Annotated in this window: 16 protein-coding genes; 6 read left to right on the top strand and 10 right to left on the bottom strand. The window is 70.1% G+C overall.

Annotated features, from left to right (window positions below; translation table 11 throughout):
- From ACOJSN_RS15525 to ACOJSN_RS15490, 8 genes are all read right to left on the bottom strand, one after another.
- Nucleotides 1–246: hypothetical protein (locus ACOJSN_RS15525; protein WP_420113397.1), on the bottom strand; the 246-nt coding region annotated here is incomplete at its 3' end.
- A 360-nt stretch (nucleotides 247–606) separates the two neighbouring features.
- Nucleotides 607–2,262 (bottom strand): ABC transporter permease, encoded by a 1,656-nt coding sequence (locus ACOJSN_RS15520; protein WP_420113396.1) that lies wholly within the window; start codon nucleotides 2,260–2,262, stop codon nucleotides 607–609.
- On the bottom strand, nucleotides 2,262–3,197 hold the full coding sequence (locus tag ACOJSN_RS15515) for an ATP-binding cassette domain-containing protein (protein ID WP_420113395.1): 936 nt from the start codon (nucleotides 3,195–3,197) through the stop codon (nucleotides 2,262–2,264). Before ACOJSN_RS15515 ends, ACOJSN_RS15520 begins: the two co-directional genes overlap by 1 nt.
- Nucleotides 3,198–3,242: 45 nt before the next feature.
- Nucleotides 3,243–3,869: a TetR family transcriptional regulator gene (locus ACOJSN_RS15510; RefSeq protein ID WP_420113394.1), complete on the bottom strand. Its 627-nt coding sequence runs from the start codon at nucleotides 3,867–3,869 to the stop codon at nucleotides 3,243–3,245.
- Nucleotides 3,870–3,970: 101 nt separating this feature from the next.
- Entirely contained in the window at nucleotides 3,971–4,375 is a 405-nt protein-coding gene (locus ACOJSN_RS15505) for a DUF6653 family protein (protein WP_420113393.1), read from the bottom strand.
- Nucleotides 4,376–4,646: 271 nt separating this feature from the next.
- Nucleotides 4,647–4,745, bottom strand: coding sequence for a 30S ribosomal protein bS22 (locus ACOJSN_RS15500; protein WP_003792170.1), 99 nt, complete (start codon nucleotides 4,743–4,745; stop codon nucleotides 4,647–4,649).
- Between the two features lie 93 nt (nucleotides 4,746–4,838).
- Nucleotides 4,839–5,048 carry a helix-turn-helix domain-containing protein gene (locus ACOJSN_RS15495; protein ID WP_420113392.1) on the bottom strand — a complete coding sequence of 70 codons (210 nt, stop codon included), beginning with the start codon at nucleotides 5,046–5,048 and terminating at the stop codon, nucleotides 4,839–4,841.
- 143 nt (nucleotides 5,049–5,191) lie between these two features.
- Nucleotides 5,192–6,370: an acetoin utilization protein AcuC gene (locus ACOJSN_RS15490; RefSeq protein ID WP_420113391.1), complete on the bottom strand. Its 1,179-nt coding sequence runs from the start codon at nucleotides 6,368–6,370 to the stop codon at nucleotides 5,192–5,194.
- A gap of 115 nt (nucleotides 6,371–6,485) precedes the next feature.
- Here ACOJSN_RS15490 and ACOJSN_RS15485 point away from each other — a divergent pair, with 115 nt between their 5' ends.
- Nucleotides 6,486–7,862 (top strand): TrkH family potassium uptake protein, encoded by a 1,377-nt coding sequence (locus ACOJSN_RS15485; RefSeq protein WP_420113390.1) that lies wholly within the window; start codon nucleotides 6,486–6,488, stop codon nucleotides 7,860–7,862.
- Nucleotides 7,855–8,553, top strand: coding sequence for a potassium channel family protein (locus tag ACOJSN_RS15480; protein WP_420113389.1), 699 nt, complete (start codon nucleotides 7,855–7,857; stop codon nucleotides 8,551–8,553). The genes ACOJSN_RS15485 and ACOJSN_RS15480 overlap by 8 nt, the downstream gene beginning before the upstream one ends.
- 98 nt (nucleotides 8,554–8,651) lie before the next feature.
- On the opposite strand, the gene proC is transcribed toward ACOJSN_RS15480, so the two are convergent.
- Both proC and ACOJSN_RS15470 read right to left on the bottom strand, forming a co-directional pair.
- Nucleotides 8,652–9,461 (bottom strand): pyrroline-5-carboxylate reductase, encoded by an 810-nt coding sequence (gene proC / locus ACOJSN_RS15475; protein WP_420113388.1) that lies wholly within the window; start codon nucleotides 9,459–9,461, stop codon nucleotides 8,652–8,654.
- Nucleotides 9,462–9,474: 13 nt separating this feature from the next.
- Nucleotides 9,475–10,143: a hypothetical protein gene (locus ACOJSN_RS15470; RefSeq protein ID WP_420113387.1), complete on the bottom strand. Its 669-nt coding sequence runs from the start codon at nucleotides 10,141–10,143 to the stop codon at nucleotides 9,475–9,477.
- Between the two features lie 33 nt (nucleotides 10,144–10,176).
- Between ACOJSN_RS15470 and ACOJSN_RS15465 the strand changes: the two genes are divergently transcribed.
- The 4 genes from ACOJSN_RS15465 to disA form a co-directional block, all read left to right on the top strand.
- Nucleotides 10,177–12,120, top strand: coding sequence for a M3 family metallopeptidase (locus ACOJSN_RS15465; protein ID WP_420113386.1), 1,944 nt, complete (start codon nucleotides 10,177–10,179; stop codon nucleotides 12,118–12,120).
- A gap of 164 nt (nucleotides 12,121–12,284) precedes the next feature.
- Nucleotides 12,285–13,673 carry a DNA repair protein RadA gene (gene radA, locus ACOJSN_RS15460; RefSeq protein WP_420113385.1) on the top strand — a complete coding sequence of 463 codons (1,389 nt, stop codon included), beginning with the start codon at nucleotides 12,285–12,287 and terminating at the stop codon, nucleotides 13,671–13,673.
- A gap of 41 nt (nucleotides 13,674–13,714) precedes the next feature.
- Complete coding sequence (locus ACOJSN_RS15455; RefSeq protein ID WP_420113384.1) at nucleotides 13,715–14,344, top strand: hypothetical protein; 630 nt, start codon at nucleotides 13,715–13,717, stop codon at nucleotides 14,342–14,344.
- A gap of 93 nt (nucleotides 14,345–14,437) precedes the next feature.
- Nucleotides 14,438–14,820, top strand: a 383-nt coding sequence (disA, locus tag ACOJSN_RS15450) for a DNA integrity scanning diadenylate cyclase DisA (protein ID WP_420113383.1), incomplete at its 3' end; no start/stop codon positions are given.

The following is a 14,820-nucleotide window of genomic DNA, read 5'->3' as shown; positions in this document are numbered from 1 at the left end:
GAGCGCCACGAGTGCCAGCACGAACGACAACCCGTCAAGCCGCAGCCGCAGTGCTACGCCGATCTCCGGAATCCAGGGCAGAACCGCAGTCCGTGCGTCCGACGACCACGAGATCGTCAAACCGCCGGCCGCCACCACCATCCCCGCGGCGATCAGCCAACCCGCCCGGCGGCCAAGGGCACGCGTGAACACCGGTACCAGCGCCACGAGTATCCAGGTGCCAGCGACCACTGGCAGGACGCTCATCGCACGCCCACGTCGTCAAGACAGTCAGGCGTCAGCATTCAACCAGCAGCATGAGGCGGCCCCTCAATCCGGAGTCGTCAAGGTCTACGCCGACCAGACTTCCCGGCACGCCAGTGGCCAACGATAACAGGAGCGGACGGGCGCCAGACACCACGTCACACGAGTGCGCGGCGAACCAGTCTTCTCGATATCTCGGCTTGCCGGTTCGTGCGGTGGTGGCCGGATCCAGACGCGGCGTCGTCGACGGCGGTCCTGGTTGCGGAGTCCCGAGCCGCATCCCACACGGTTTGCGCGCCGATGAGCCCACAAAGGCGAGGTCGGGGGCGAACATGCTGCCGAGGCGTAGTTCACCGCGCCGGGCTACCCGGTTCCGAGGATGTCTCGCTGTCGGAAGGCGACCAGCGCTACCGCCGTCGCGGCGGTGGCCGCGAGAGTCAGTACCAGGGTGCCGACCCAGGAGACCGGGTCCACGGGGTAGCTGCCGATGTGCTCGAACGGCGAAAGCCAACCGGCCGCGTCGGGCAGGTCCATCAGGGGGCCGAAGAACCCGGCGATGAGTCCGTAGACGACCAGCAGCCAGATTGCCGGCAGCGCGCGAGGCACCGTGGCGTAGAGCAGCGCTGCGAGGGCGAGCACCAACCAGACCGGCGCCGCGAACACCACGCCAGCGAGCAGTACGTCGCCGGCAGTGCCGGCGTCGCCGACGCTGACGGCAGCCGCGACGCCGGTCGCCAATGCGGCGATCACCAGCAGCCAGAGCGCTGCCAGCGCCGTGACCATGAGCTGGCAGCCGAGCCAGCGCTGCCGACTGACCGCGGTGGCGAGCACGGGCTCGGCTCGCCCGGACAACTCCTCGCCACGGAAACCCTGCACGGCCAGCACCACGAACACCGCGATGGTCAGGCCGAACGTCAGTGCGAGCACGTTGAGGAACCCGTTGGCGATCTCCTCGCCCCCGCCCATCACGGCGACCAGCTCGGCGGGCGCGTCGTCGAAGATGTCCAGCGCGGGGCCGGTGAAGGCCCCGTATGCAGCGCCGAACACGGCCAGGGCGATGCTCCAGCCGATCACTTGGGCCCGCTGCAGCCGCCAGGCGAGCGCCAGTGGGCTGCCCAGCCAAGGCTCTGCACGCGCCGGTCCCGGCCGCGGCGGCACCAACCCGGCGGCAAGATCGCGCCGGGTCGAGAGCACGTAGCCCAACGCCATCGTGCCGGCCGCGAAGGCCGCGGAGATCGCCAGCGGCCACCAGCGGTTCAGCGTGTACGGGGCAGTCTGCTGCGCCCACCCGATCGGCGACAGCCATGACAGCACGTTGCCGTGCTCGGAGGTCATATCGCCCAACGCTCGTAGCGCGAACGAGGTACCGAGGACGGCGCCGGCTGCACTGGAGGCCGCGCGTGGGTACTCCGTGAGCTGCGCCGTGGTCGCAGCGACACCCGCAAAGGACATCCCGACCGCGCCAGCCGACACCGCGAACAGCCACGACCCGGCGGCGTCGAATCCCTGCCCGCTCATCAGGGCGCCGATCAGGACCACCACCACGACATTCATCGCCGCCGTCAGGATCAATGCTGCGGTCAGCTGGGCGTGCCGGCCGACGACGCTGGCGCGTACCAGTTCCGAGCGACCAGAGTGCTCCTCGGCACGGGTGTGACGAACCACGGTCAGCAGGCTCATCAAGGCTGCCCCGAGGATGATGTACACCCCGTACAGGCCGGCGAGCAAGTGCTCCAGGCCGGGGTCGTCCATGCCATACCCCGGACCGCCGAACAGGGCACCCATCGGCCCCTGGAACAGCGGAGCGACCGCTTGGACGTCCTCGGGAGTGGCGTAGACCTGCTGCAGCGCGACCACGAAATAGCCCATGAACGCCGGAATGCCCAGGCTCCAGGCCCAGAACCTGATGCGGTCGCGGCGCAGCATGAACCACAGCAGCGTCCCGGTTCCGGTCAGGGCACTGCCACGGTCGCCGGCCGTGGACGAGGTGGTGCTGGGGGTTGCGGTGGCTGTGCTCATCAGGCTGCCTCGCCGCTGTGGCGGGCGAGCTCGTCGCCGTAGTGGCGCAGCAGCAACTGCTCCAGCGTCGGCGGGTGCGCGACGACCGAGTGCACCTCGAGGCAACCGAGCTCGCGGACGACGGCGGCAACGTGGGCGCCGTCGACGTCGAACCTGACCTGCCCGGTATCCGCGTGCAGGTCGTGCACGCCGGGCAGGGCGGCGAGGCGGTCGGTCGGCCTGTCGGTGACGATCGTGAAGGAGGTGCGGGTCAGGTGGCGTAGTTCGGTCAGCGAGCCGGTCTCGACGACCCGGCCCTGCCGGATGATCGAGATCTTGTCGGCGAGTACCTCCACCTGGGCCAGGATGTGACTGGAGAGCAGAACCGTGCGGCCGGCGTCCTTGGCCTCACGGATGCACGCCTGGAACACCGCTTCCATGAGCGGGTCCAGCCCGGCGGTCGGCTCGTCCAGCAGTAGCAGCTCGACATCGCTGGCCAACGCGGCGATCAGCGCGACCTTCTGCCGGTTGCCCTTGGAGTAGGTGCGGCCCTTCTTGGTCGGGTCCAGATCGAACCGCTGGCACAGCTCGTCCCGGCGGCTCACGTCAGTACCACCGCGCAGCCGCGACAGCAGGTCGATCGCCTGGCCGCCGGTGAGGTTGGGCCACAGTTCGACGTCGCCGGGCACGTAGGCCAACCGGCGGTGCAGGCCGACGGCGTCGCCCCACGGGTCGGCACCGAGGACCCTGGCGGTGCCGCCGTCGGAACGCAGCAGGCCGAGCAGGATGCGGATTGTGGTCGACTTCCCGGCACCGTTGGGGCCGAGGAAGCCGTGCACCTCACCCGGCTCGACCACCAGGTCGAGGCCGTCGAGAGCGGTGGCCGAACCGTAGCTCTTGCGCAGGTCGTGGATGTCGATCGCGGGCACGGCGGTGCCCTGGGTTGATGCAGGCATGGGTGATTCCTTCTGTACGAGTGGTGTCAAGCGATTCCGGCGGTCTCAGGCCGATTCGGCCTGGTCCTGGCCCGGCGGATCCCCGACGTACAACAGATAGGCGTCCAGCATCCGGCGATCAGTCAGAAAGCCCTGGGTGTACAGCTCCAGGGCCGGCAACGTCACGTCCCCGACGTAGCGGCGAAACGAATCGGCCAGCTCCTCGGAGCTGCGCGGAGCATCCAGCGACAAGCGCAACGCCAGGTGACCGAGCGAGGACTCCACCAGATAGCGAACCCGTGCCCGCTCGTCCCGGCTGGGCAGCACCGCGCCGCCGGCAACGTACTCGGTGACATACGCCACGGCGTCGTCGACGACGTGATCGATGAACTCGCGGGCATGCTGCCCGCCAGCCTGCACGCTACGCGCCGCGTAGGCCATGTATGGCACCCGGTCATCAAGATCGGCGAGCATCCCCAGGAACACACTCGTCCCAGAGCCAGGCCTCATCGATTCCCGCTTGCCCTCCCGGATCATGCCGAACACATGCTCATCGCACGCGCGCTGCAGCCCGTCCTTGGAGTCGAACAGCTGGACGATCCGGCCCGCTGTGATACCGGCATCGGAGGCGATCGTCCGAAGCGGGACACCGAAGCCTTCGCGACCGAACAGCGCGATCGCTGCCTCCCGCACCCGCGCCCGGGTCGAGAGGTCCGCAACGCGGTCTGAACGCATATGCAGAATCCTAAACCCATGTTGAGTCGCTGGTCCACGACACTGCGAACCTGCACGAGCTACGTTCCCGCATCGCACGTCTGCTCGGAGTCGTAGATCGCCGCGTGGCGGCGCCATCCGTACAGAGTCAGGGCCATCGAGGCGGCAGTTCCGGCAACCGTCGGTACCTTCCGTCGGCGCCATGCCGCGACGATGGTGGCACCGAGCAGGACTGATCCGATCGCGTTGAGCGGTCTCATCGAATGGTCGCGAGCAAGGTCAGCGAGCCACAGCTCCTCACCCAGCATGGCCCGCCTCGCAAAGGAGTCCTGGGCAGCGGACTCCGGCGTCATGATCGGATTCACCGCAAACCAAGCGAGAACTGCGGTCACCTCAGCACGGCGAAACCAGAACGGTGCAACGACCAAGGGCATGGTCACCCATCGCGACCACGCGCTGGCGGGGTGAGAATGGCGGGCGAACACAGCCCGGCGAACCTGTCCACGATCCGTCGCGCACGAACAAGCGCGATCGCGGCCTCCCGCACGCGAGCGGTGACTCAGGTCCCACCTGACAGGCCTCCGTGGGACCGGACTCACCGGCGGCGCGGATCCGTGGGACCAGACTCACCGCGAGCCCGGACCGCTGCGGGAGGGGACACCGCGTCCCCCGACCACCCGAAGCGCATGCGAAAGGCCGGACCCGAACGGGCCCGGCCTCAGCGGGGGACACGGGGGCGGAGCCCCGTGCGTGCGGCTACTTCTTGTTGCGACGCTGGTGACGCGTCTTGCGCAGCAGCTTGCGGTGCTTCTTCTTCGCCATGCGCTTGCGGCGCTTCTTGATGACGGAACCCATGGGGACCTCACTGACATAGATGACTAGGACGGCGGACGCAGACGAGACGCCCGCCCACCAGCGGCCCAGTCTACCTGGGGATTCCCGGTGTGTTCAGCGAGCCTGCGCCGAAGACTCCGGCAGCGGCAGTCCCTCGGAGAGCAACTCCTGCACGGCAGCCTCCGGGACGCGGAAGGACTTGCCCACGCGGATGGCCGGCAGATCGCCGGCGTGCACCATCCGGTACACCGTCATGCGGGAGACCCGAGCCAGCTGGGCGACCTCGGCGACGGTGAGGAACCGCGGCGCGCTCGGCTCTGCCATGCGTCCACTCCCTCCCACGGCACGCGTCCGCGTGCCTCGTGCTGTCCCCGACGTGACCAGAACTCTAGGGCCTACGGCCGCCGAACGGGTAGCCAACGGCCCACCGTCTTGGCGTTCGGCGCTGATCTCGCCTGCCGACGACCTTACCGGACGAGCGGATCGATGCCGTGCTCAGGGAACACCGCACGCCGGGTCGCGAGGATGGCTCGGTCCACCGGATCGTCAGGGTCGTACCCCTGTTCCCAGGACCGGAAGGTGCCGGGCCGGCCCTCGGTCATGGAAGCCGGACCATCGCGGCCGAGCAGGCGTTGGACGAGCGCACGCCAGGCGGGCGGGGTCGCGTCCTCGGGGTCGATCGGGCGTCCCGCCACCACGGCGACCAGGTGGGTCCACGCCCGCGGGACCGTGCTGACGAGGTCGTAGCCGCCGCCACCGGTGGCCACCCAACGACCGTCGGCGTAGCGCTCGGCGAGGCCCTCGATCATCAGGGCCGCGGCTCGCTGGGCGTCGATGGAGATGTCGAGGTCGGTGATCGGGTCGCGCCCGTGGGCGTCGGCGCCGTGCTGGCTGACGATCAGCTGCGGCCGCCACTCCTGCGCCAACGGCTCGACGATCGCCTCGATCACCCGCAACCACGCCGCGTCCGAGGTTCGGGGTGGCAGCGGCACGTTCACCGCAGAGCCGCGCGCGGATGGCCCCCCGATGTCCTGCGGGTAGCCGGTCCCGGGAAACAGGCTCTGACCGCTCTGGTGGATCGAGACCGTGAGCACCCGCTCGTCGTCCCAGAAGGCGCGCTCCACACCATCGCCGTGGTGGGCGTCCACGTCCACGTACAGCACCCGCTCGGCACCCTCGGCGAGGGCGTCGGCGATCCCGACCGCCACGTCGTTGTAGATGCAGAACCCGGCCGCCGCCCGCGCCATCGCGTGGTGCATCCCGCCCGCCGGGTTGACAGCCCGCTTCCGCTCCCCGCGCCACACCGAGCGCACCGCCTCGACCGTGCCACCCACGATCCGTGCGCTCGCCTCGTGCATGTCAGTGAACACCGGGTTGTCGGTGCCGCCGATCCCCCACGCATACGGTGGCCCGCCGGCGTCCTCGGCGCGGACGTGATCGATGTACTCCTGCTCGTGGACGAGCCGCAGCAGTTCGTCATCGGCCGGCTCGGGAGCGCACACGGCCACCGCCTCCAGCAGCCCGAACGCCTCGATCAGCTCGATCGTGAGCCGCAGCCGCAGCGGCGACATGGGGTGGCCGGGGCCGAAGTCGTAGCCGAGGAGCTCCGGGGTCCACAGCAGCGCCGCGCGTTCGTCTGCCGACATGCCGCCCACGCTACCCGCGAGCCCAGCCTCCTGCGCCGTGGCACCGGCGAGTGGCAGAGTGAGGCCCGCACCCGGCAGATCCGGGCGCTGTGAGTCAGGCGAGAGAGGGGACGAGGTGGCGCGTGAGCTACCGGCGTTCGTCTCGGCCGTGCGGGACACGATCGACGCCGTCGCCCGCCGCTCCCCCGCCCGACTGACGCTGCTCGTCTTCCTCGGCGTCATCGCGATCGAGACCGCGCTGCTGTCGTTGCCGATCGCCACCGCCTCGGGTGAACGCGCGCCGTTCGTCGAGTCGTTGTTCATGGCGACGTCGGCGGTGTGCGTCACGGGCCTGGTCACCACCGACGTGGCCTCGTACTGGTCGGAGTTCGGCCACGTGGTGATCATGTTCGGGATGGTGGTCGGCGGGCTCGGCGTGATGACGCTCGCCTCGATCCTCGGGCTCGCCGTCTCCCGCCGGATGGGCCTGACCACCAAGCTGCTGGCCGCCGCGGAGACCAAGCTGACACGTCTCGGCGAGGTCGGCTCGCTCGTGCGCGCAGTCATCGCGACCAACCTCACGCTGACGCTCGGCCTGTCGCTGATCTTCGTACCGAGGTTCCTGGCCGAGGGGCTGGGGCTGGGCGAGGCGCTGTGGCAGGGCTGGTTCATGGCGGTGTCGGTGTTCAACAACGCCGGCATCATGATCCTCGACGGCGGTCTGCAGCAGTACGTCTCGGACTGGTGGATGTGCCTGCCGATCATCGTGGGCACGTTCGTGGGTGCCGTCGGGTTCCCCGTGATCATGTCGGTCGCCGGGCACTGGCGGAACCCGCGCCGGTGGTCGCTGCACGCGAAGCTCACGATCGCCACGAGCCTCGGGCTCTGGGTACTCGGCGCGGTCCTGATCGGCGCGTTCGAGTGGAACAACAGCGCGACGTTCGGCGGCCTCCCGTTCCACGGCCGGCTGCTGGCCGCGATGACGGCAGGTATGACGCCGCGTTCGTCGGGATTCTCCACCGTGGACATCGCGGACATGAGCGAGGCCACCTGGTTCATGCAGGACGCGCTGATGTTCATCGGCGGCGGCTCGGCGTCCACGGGCGGCGGGATCAAGGTGACCACCTTCGCCGTCATGCTCCTCGCGATCGTGGCCGAGGCCCGAGGCGACCGCGACATCGAGGCCTTCGGCCGCCGGGTCGACGCCGGAGTGGTGCGTCTGGCGATCGCCGTCGCCTTCATCGGGGCGACCTTCGTGGGCCTCGCGGCCCTCGCGCTGCTGGTGCTCACCGACCTCCACCTCGACGTCATCCTGTTCGAGGTGATCTCCGCGTTCGCCACGTGCGGCCTGAGCACCGGCATCACGCCGACGCTGCCCGACTCGGCCAAGTACGTGCTGATCGCCCTGATGTTCGCCGGCCGCACGGGCACAATGACGCTCGCGGCCGCGCTCGCGCTGCGCAACCGGCGCCGCGTGATCCGACTGCCTGAGGAAAGGCCGATCATTGGCTGACGACCGCCCCCGCGGCAACACCCCGCCCGGCCCCGCGCCGAGCGCCGACTCCGGCGTGCTCGTGATCGGACTCGGGCGTTTCGGTGCCGCGATCGCGCTGACGCTCGACAAGCTCGGCCGCGACGTCCTCGGTGTGGAGAAGGATGCCGAGCTGATCCAGCAGTGGTCGGATCGGCTGCCGCTCGTCGAGGCCGACGCCTCCAACCCGGAAGCGCTGATCCAGGTCGGCGCGAGGGACTTCCCGGTCGCCGTGGTGGGCGTGGGCACCTCGATCGAGGCGAGTGTGCTGATCACGGGCAACCTGGTGGACCTCGGCACGCCGCTGATCTGGGCGAAGGCGATCTCCGCCGAGCACGGTCGGATCCTGCAGCGGATCGGCGCGCACCACGTGGTGTACCCGGAGTGGGACGCCGGCACCCGCGTGGCGCACCTGGTCTCGGGCCGCATGCTCGACTTCATCGAGCTCGAGGACGGCTTCACGATCGTCAAGATGCGGCCGCCGAAGGAGACGTGGGGGTACACGGTGGGCGACCTGCACCTGCGTTCGCGCTACGGGATCATGGTCGTGGGCGTGAAGGCACCCGGGAAGCCGTTCGAGTACGCCAACCAGGAGACCCGCATCGACGCCGAGGACACCCTCATCCTCTCCGGCGACACCGCCGCCTTGGAGAAGTTCGCCAGTCGTCCCTGAACCCAGCTTTCAACGACATTTCTACCCCCGGCGTCCGGGGGCATTCCTGCCCCCTCCTGCCCAGGGGGTAGAAATGTCGTTGAAAGCTGGGGTGGGGGTCAGGACGCGCCGAGCTCGGCTGCTCGCTCCCAGGCCTTCCGCACCGCACTGCCGACGGCGTCCCGCACCTCGAGCCGATCCAGCTCGGTGATCGCGGCGAGCGTCGTGCCGCCGGGTGAGGTGACGCGTTCCCGGAGCACCGTGGGGTCGTCGTCGGAGGCCAGCGCGAGCTCGGCGGCACCGGCCACGGTGTGCCGGGCGAGCTGGAGCGCGAGCTCGGCGTCGAGGCCACCGGCCACGCCTGCGTCGCGCATCGCCTCGATCAGATAGAACACGTAGGCGGGCCCTGAGCCGGACACCGCGGTCACCACGTCCTGCTGCGACTCCGGCACCTGCACGGTCTCCCCGGTGCCTGCGAGCAGCCCACCCACAAGGTCCAGGTCCGCAGGGACGGACGCACCGCCGCCGCTCAGCGCCGCGATACCGCGCCCGATCGTGGCGGGCGTGTTCGGCATCACCCTCACCACCCGGGTGCCGGCGGGCAGACGCTCGGCGAGATACGCCGTCGTCATCCCCGCGGCGACGCTGACCACGAGGCGACCCTCCCCGAGAGCCTCGGCGAGGTCGGCGCACACGGCTGCGACGTCCTTGGGCTTGACCGCGAGCACCACCACGTCGGCACCGCCGGCGGCGGAGGCGTTGTCGTCGGCCCACGCCACCCCGTGCCGCTCGGCGACGGCGCGACCGTGCTCGGGGCGACCGTCAGTGACCGTGACCCGCGCGGCACCGACCGCCGCGACGAGCGAGCCGAGCACGGCCTCACCCATGACTCCGGTGCCCACGAGGGCGACGCGTGGCTGCTCGGTCAACGGGTCCTCCTGCTCAGAACGGGTACGCGTCGTAGAAGGGGCGTGTCGCGTCGCGTGGACCCTCGACGACGAACACCACGGTGCTGTTGGTCCAGATCGTCCGCTCGGTGGTGGCATCGGGCGCGTCGACGATCGTGGTCATGGTTCCCACGACCTCGTCAGCGACCGCCACGTCGCCGCGCTCCGTCATGGCTTCCTCCGGCACCTCGCCCAGCAGCGCGGTCGCCGCGTCGGTGGCTTCCTCGGCCGTGGGCCACTGCCCGACCTGGAGCACGATCTCGTCCGCGCCGCCCGAGTAGGTCAGCCGCCAGCCCTCGAGAGCGTCGAGCTCGAGCATGGTCTCCGCCTCGCTCTGCTCGCTGACCGCGTACTGGAGCACGGAGCCCGGCAGCGCCTCGAGCAGCGCCGTGGAGGTGTCCCGCTCGATCGGGTCCTCCTCGGGCGTGGGCGGCGGGAGCACCACGGTGATCGTCTCGATGCTGCCAGGTTCCGCCTGGTCCCGTTGCTGCGTCAGCAGCAGCGTCACCGCCACCGCCACGAGCACCGCGACCGCGACTGCGATCAGCACCAGCCGACGGCGAGGGGACAGACCTGCGGTCGCTGCGCCGTCGGACCCCTCACGAGCGCGGCGAGAGCGACGCCCGCCCTGCTCGGGCGGGTCGACGGGATCGGGCGCGGTCACGCGAGCAAGGGTAGTCACGCATAGGCTGCCGACGTGACCGACGTGACATCTGGACCCGCCCCGCTGTCCCTGCCCGAGCCCGAGGCCACGGCCGATTGGCTCGCTGAGCGCACCACCACACTGCTCGCGCAGGCGCGCGAGCAGATCGCCGCCCTCAAGGCCGACCGGCCCACCGATCCGGCCGAGGCCGTGGACCGCTGGAACGATCTCGAGCTGACGCTCACCAACCTGGCGGCCCCGGCGCACACGTTGTCCGAGCTGCACCCGGACGAGGCAGCCCGATCCCGCGGCGACGATGCCGTGCAGGAGGTCGAGCGGCTCCGCACCGAGCTCTCGCTGGACCGCGACCTGTTCGAGGTGTTCGACGCGCTCGACGCCGACGCGCTCGCGGCCACGGACCCGCTGGCCGCACGACTGCTCACCCGCGTGCTACGCGACTTCAGGCGCTCCGGTGTGGACGGCGACGACACCACCCGCACCCGCCTCACCGAGATCTCCGAACGGATGGTCCAGCTCAGCCAGGAGTTCGGCAAGAACATCCGGGAGGACGTGCGATCGATCCGGGTCACGCCGGACCGCTTCGCCGGCCTGCCGCAGGACTGGATCGACGCCCACCCCGCCGGCGAGGACGGGCTTGCCGAGATCACGACCGATTACCCCGACTACGTCCCGTTCATGATGTTCGCGGATGATGCCGAGAGCCGCCGCCGGCTGTCGATGACCTACCTCTCGCGGGCGTGGCCGGCCAACGACACCGTGCTGCAGGAGCTGCTCGCCCTGCGCCGCGAGTACGCCGCGCTCGTGGGCTATGCCGACTGGCCCGACTACGACACCGAGGTCAAGATGATCGGCTCGGGCGCCGCCGTCGCCGAGTTCATCGACCAGATCGCGGCGGCCTCGCTCGAGAGCGGGCAGCGCGAGGTCGCGGCGCTGCTGGAGCGGCTGCGAGCGGACCGGCCGGGCGCCGAGGTCATCGACCGCGCCGACGCCGCCTACTACACGGAGAAGATCCGCAAGGAGCAGTTCGACGTGGACGCGCAGCAGGTGCGCACCTACTTCGACTTCGCGCGCGTGCGCGACGGGCTGCTGGCCGTCACCGGGCGACTGCTGGGTGTGGAGTACCGGCCCGCGACCGACGCCGTGCTGTGGCACGAGGACGTCGACTCCTACGACGTGCACCTGGTCGAGACCGGGGAGCGGATCGGCCGGATCTACCTCGACCTGCACCCGCGCGAAGGCAAGTACAAGCACGCCGCGCAGTTCGACCTGCAGCCTGGGATCGCGGGGCGCCAGCTCGCCGAGGGCGTGCTGGGCTGCAACGTGGGCACGGGACTGATCGAGCACGACGACGTCGTGACCCTGTTCCACGAGTTCGGTCACCTCGTGCACCACGTGCTTGCGGGGCGCGGCCGGTACGCCCGATTCTCGGGCGTGGCCACCGAGTGGGACTTCGTGGAGGCGCCGAGCCAGCTGCTCGAGGAGTGGGCGTGGGACGTCGACGTGCTGCAGTCGTTCGCGACCAATGCCGCAGGCGAGCCGATCCCCGCGGACCTGGTGGCACGCATGCGGACCGCCGAGGAGTTCGACAAGGGCTCGGGCGCCCGCACGCAGATGTTCTACGCCGCGCTCTCCTACTACCTGCACGCCGAGCAGACGCCCGACATCACCGCGCGCACCAAGGAGCTGCAGAACGCGTACTCGCTGTTCCCGTTCATCGACGGCACCCACATGTGCGCCTCGTTCGGGCACCTCGACGGCTACTCCTCCGGCTACTACACGTACATGTGGTCGCTCGTGATCGCCAAGGACATGTTCTCCGCGTTCGACCGCGAGAACATGTTCGACCCCGACGTAGCCAGCCGCTACCGCGACCTCGTGCTCGCGCCCGGCGGCCAGAAGGACGCCGCTGACCTCGTCGCCGACTTCCTCGGCCGCCCCTACTCCTTCGACGCCTTCGCCGCCTGGCTCGCCGAGTAACCTCACCCGCCCACTTTCAACGCTGTTCCGGCATCGCAACACTCTCAACGCTGTTCGGGCAGGCCGCCGGAACTGCCGTGTGCGCCGGATCAGCGTTGAAACCCTGCCCGCGCCGGATCAGCGTTGAAAGCCGGGGTGTCGGGGGTGGCGGGTAGGTTCGCGGGGTGAGTGCCAAGACCGCCGCGAAGACCGCGAAACCCGGGTTCGTCTGCTCCGAGTGCGGCTGGACCGCCACGAAGTGGGTGGGGCGGTGCGGGGAGTGCCAGGCGTGGGGCACGCTGGTGGAGGCCGGGGCCGAGCCCACCGGCCCGCGCACGGCCGCCACGCGGCCCGGTGCCGCTGCCCAGGCGATCGCCGACGTCGATGCCCAGGCGGCCGCGTACCGCCCCACCGGCGTGGGCGAGTTCGACCGCGTCCTCGGCGGCGGCATCGTGCCGGGTGCGGTCGTGCTTCTCGCCGGCGAACCCGGCGTGGGCAAGTCGACCCTGCTTCTCGATGTCGCCGCCCGAGCCGCCGACGGCGGAGCGAAGGTCTTGTACGTCACCGGCGAGGAGAGCGCGGCCCAGGTCAGGCTGCGGGCTGAACGGATCGACGCCCTCCGGCCAGGGCTGCTACTCGCGGCGGAGACCGATCTGGGACAGGTGCTGGGGCACATCGAGGCACAGCAGCCGGACCTGCTCGTGGTCGACTCGGTGCAGACGATCGCCTCGGCGCAGGTCGACGGCTCCGCCGGCGGCGTCTCCCAGGTGCGGGAGGTCGCGTCCGCGCTGATCTCGGTGGCCAAGCGAACCGCTCTGCCGGTCGTGCTGGTGGGCCACGTGACCAAGGATGGCGCGATCGCCGGCCCGCGCGTGCTCGAGCACCTGGTCGACGTCGTGTGCCAGTTCGAGGGCGACAAGCACGCACAGCTGCGGATGGTGCGGGCGGTGAAGAACCGGTTCGGCTCGGTCGACGAGGTGGGCTGCTTCTCGCTCGACGAGCGCGGCATCCACGGCCTCCCGGACCCCTCCGGCCTGTTCCTGTCCGGCGGCCGGGAGCCGGTCGCCGGCAGCTGCGTGACTGTCACTCTCGATGGCCGCCGCCCGATGCCGATCGAGGTGCAGGCGCTGCTCGCGAAGACGTCCGCGCCGCAGCCTCGCCGCGCCACCCACGGGATGGACTCCTCCCGCGTGGCGATGGCGCTCGCGGTGCTGTCGGCCCGCCTCGGCCTCGACGCCAGCGGTCACGACACCTACGTCTCCACGGTCGGCGGCTCACGTGCGCAGGAACCTGCGGTCGACCTCGCGATCGCGCTCGCCGTCGTCAGCTCGCGCCGTGACGAGCCGCTCGGCAACGGTCTCGTCGCGGTCGGAGAGATCGGACTCGCCGGCGAGCTGCGACCGGTGGTCGGCACGGCTCGGCGGCTCGCCGAGGCACGCCGCCTGGGCTTCACCTACGCGATCGTCCCGGCAGGCTCGGACCTCATCGGCGGCCCAGCCGCCGGGATGTCGGTGACGCAAGCACCCGACCTGCGCTCCGCCGTCGAGGCTGCGCTCGGGGCCTCGAGACCCTGACGCCTGCTCTCGACGTCTGACAGGACTGGCATCCTGTCCCCATGAGTTATGACCTCTACGTGGTCCCTGCGGACGCGTGCACCGACCACGCAAGCGTCGAAGCGCACGTGGACGCTCAGGTCGGGAAGGCACCCGACGCCGTGGCAGCGGGGATCGCTGCGGCGATCACCGCGCGCAACTCCCCCGACGACGAGCTCTCCTTCCTGTCGATCCACCCGCTGCAGGCGGAGGGCGACGTGGTGCACGTCCCGGCACCGTTCTCGCAGGTGCAACGTGCCCGCGACGCGGTGATCGAGGCAGCGATCGACGCCGGTTTCGGCGTGTACGACCCGCAGAACATGATGGTGATCGACCCCCGACAGGCCGCGACTGCGCTCGTCGAGTCGTCGTCCGATCGCAACTATCCCCTCGTCAGCGCTGCCATGGTCACGGTCCTGGCGCACAGGATGCGGGTCAACGACCACCTCATCGTCGAGGTCGGCGACCAGCTCTACATGCAGAGCGCGCGAAGCGCGGACACCTACGTGGTCGAGCTGCGCGCAGGGTCAGCCGATCGGCACTTCGCCATGGACGTGGGTAGCCCTGACGACGTCGCGCGAACGATCGGGCTCTGGCTCGCTGGCAAGATGGATGAGTTGCGCGCGCTTCCCTGGGAGAAGGTCAACTTCTGACCCGAAGTCATCCTCGAGTGGGAGGGATCCGCGCGGATGCCCGCCTAGACTTCCCAGCAGTCCAGGTCCACCAATGTGCGGGGAGTACCGAGTTTGTCCACGCCGTCGTTGCGCGAGATCCTCGGCTGGGTCGCGCCAGGAACCGAGCTGCGGGACGGCCTCGAACGCATCCTGCGCGGCCGCACCGGTGCGCTGATCGTGCTGGGGTACGACGACGTCGTCGAGGAGATCTGCACCGGCGGCTTCGAGCTGGACGTCGAGTTCTCCTCGACCAGGCTGCGCGAGCTGGCGAAGATGGATGGCGCCATCGTCCTCGACAGCAAGGCGACCAGGATCCTGCGAGCAGCGGTCCAGCTGTTGCCCGATGCCGCGATCGAGACCAGCGAGTCCGGAACCCGCCACCGCACCGCCGAGCGGGCGGCCAAGCAGACCGGCCTGCCGGTGATCTCCGTCAGCCAGTCGATGCGGATCGTCGC

Origin of the sequence: Pseudactinotalea sp., assembly GCF_048594945.1 — a bacterium.
GTDB lineage: Bacteria > Actinomycetota > Actinomycetes > Actinomycetales > Beutenbergiaceae > Pseudactinotalea.
This window is presented reverse-complemented; position numbering and strand designations above follow the sequence as displayed.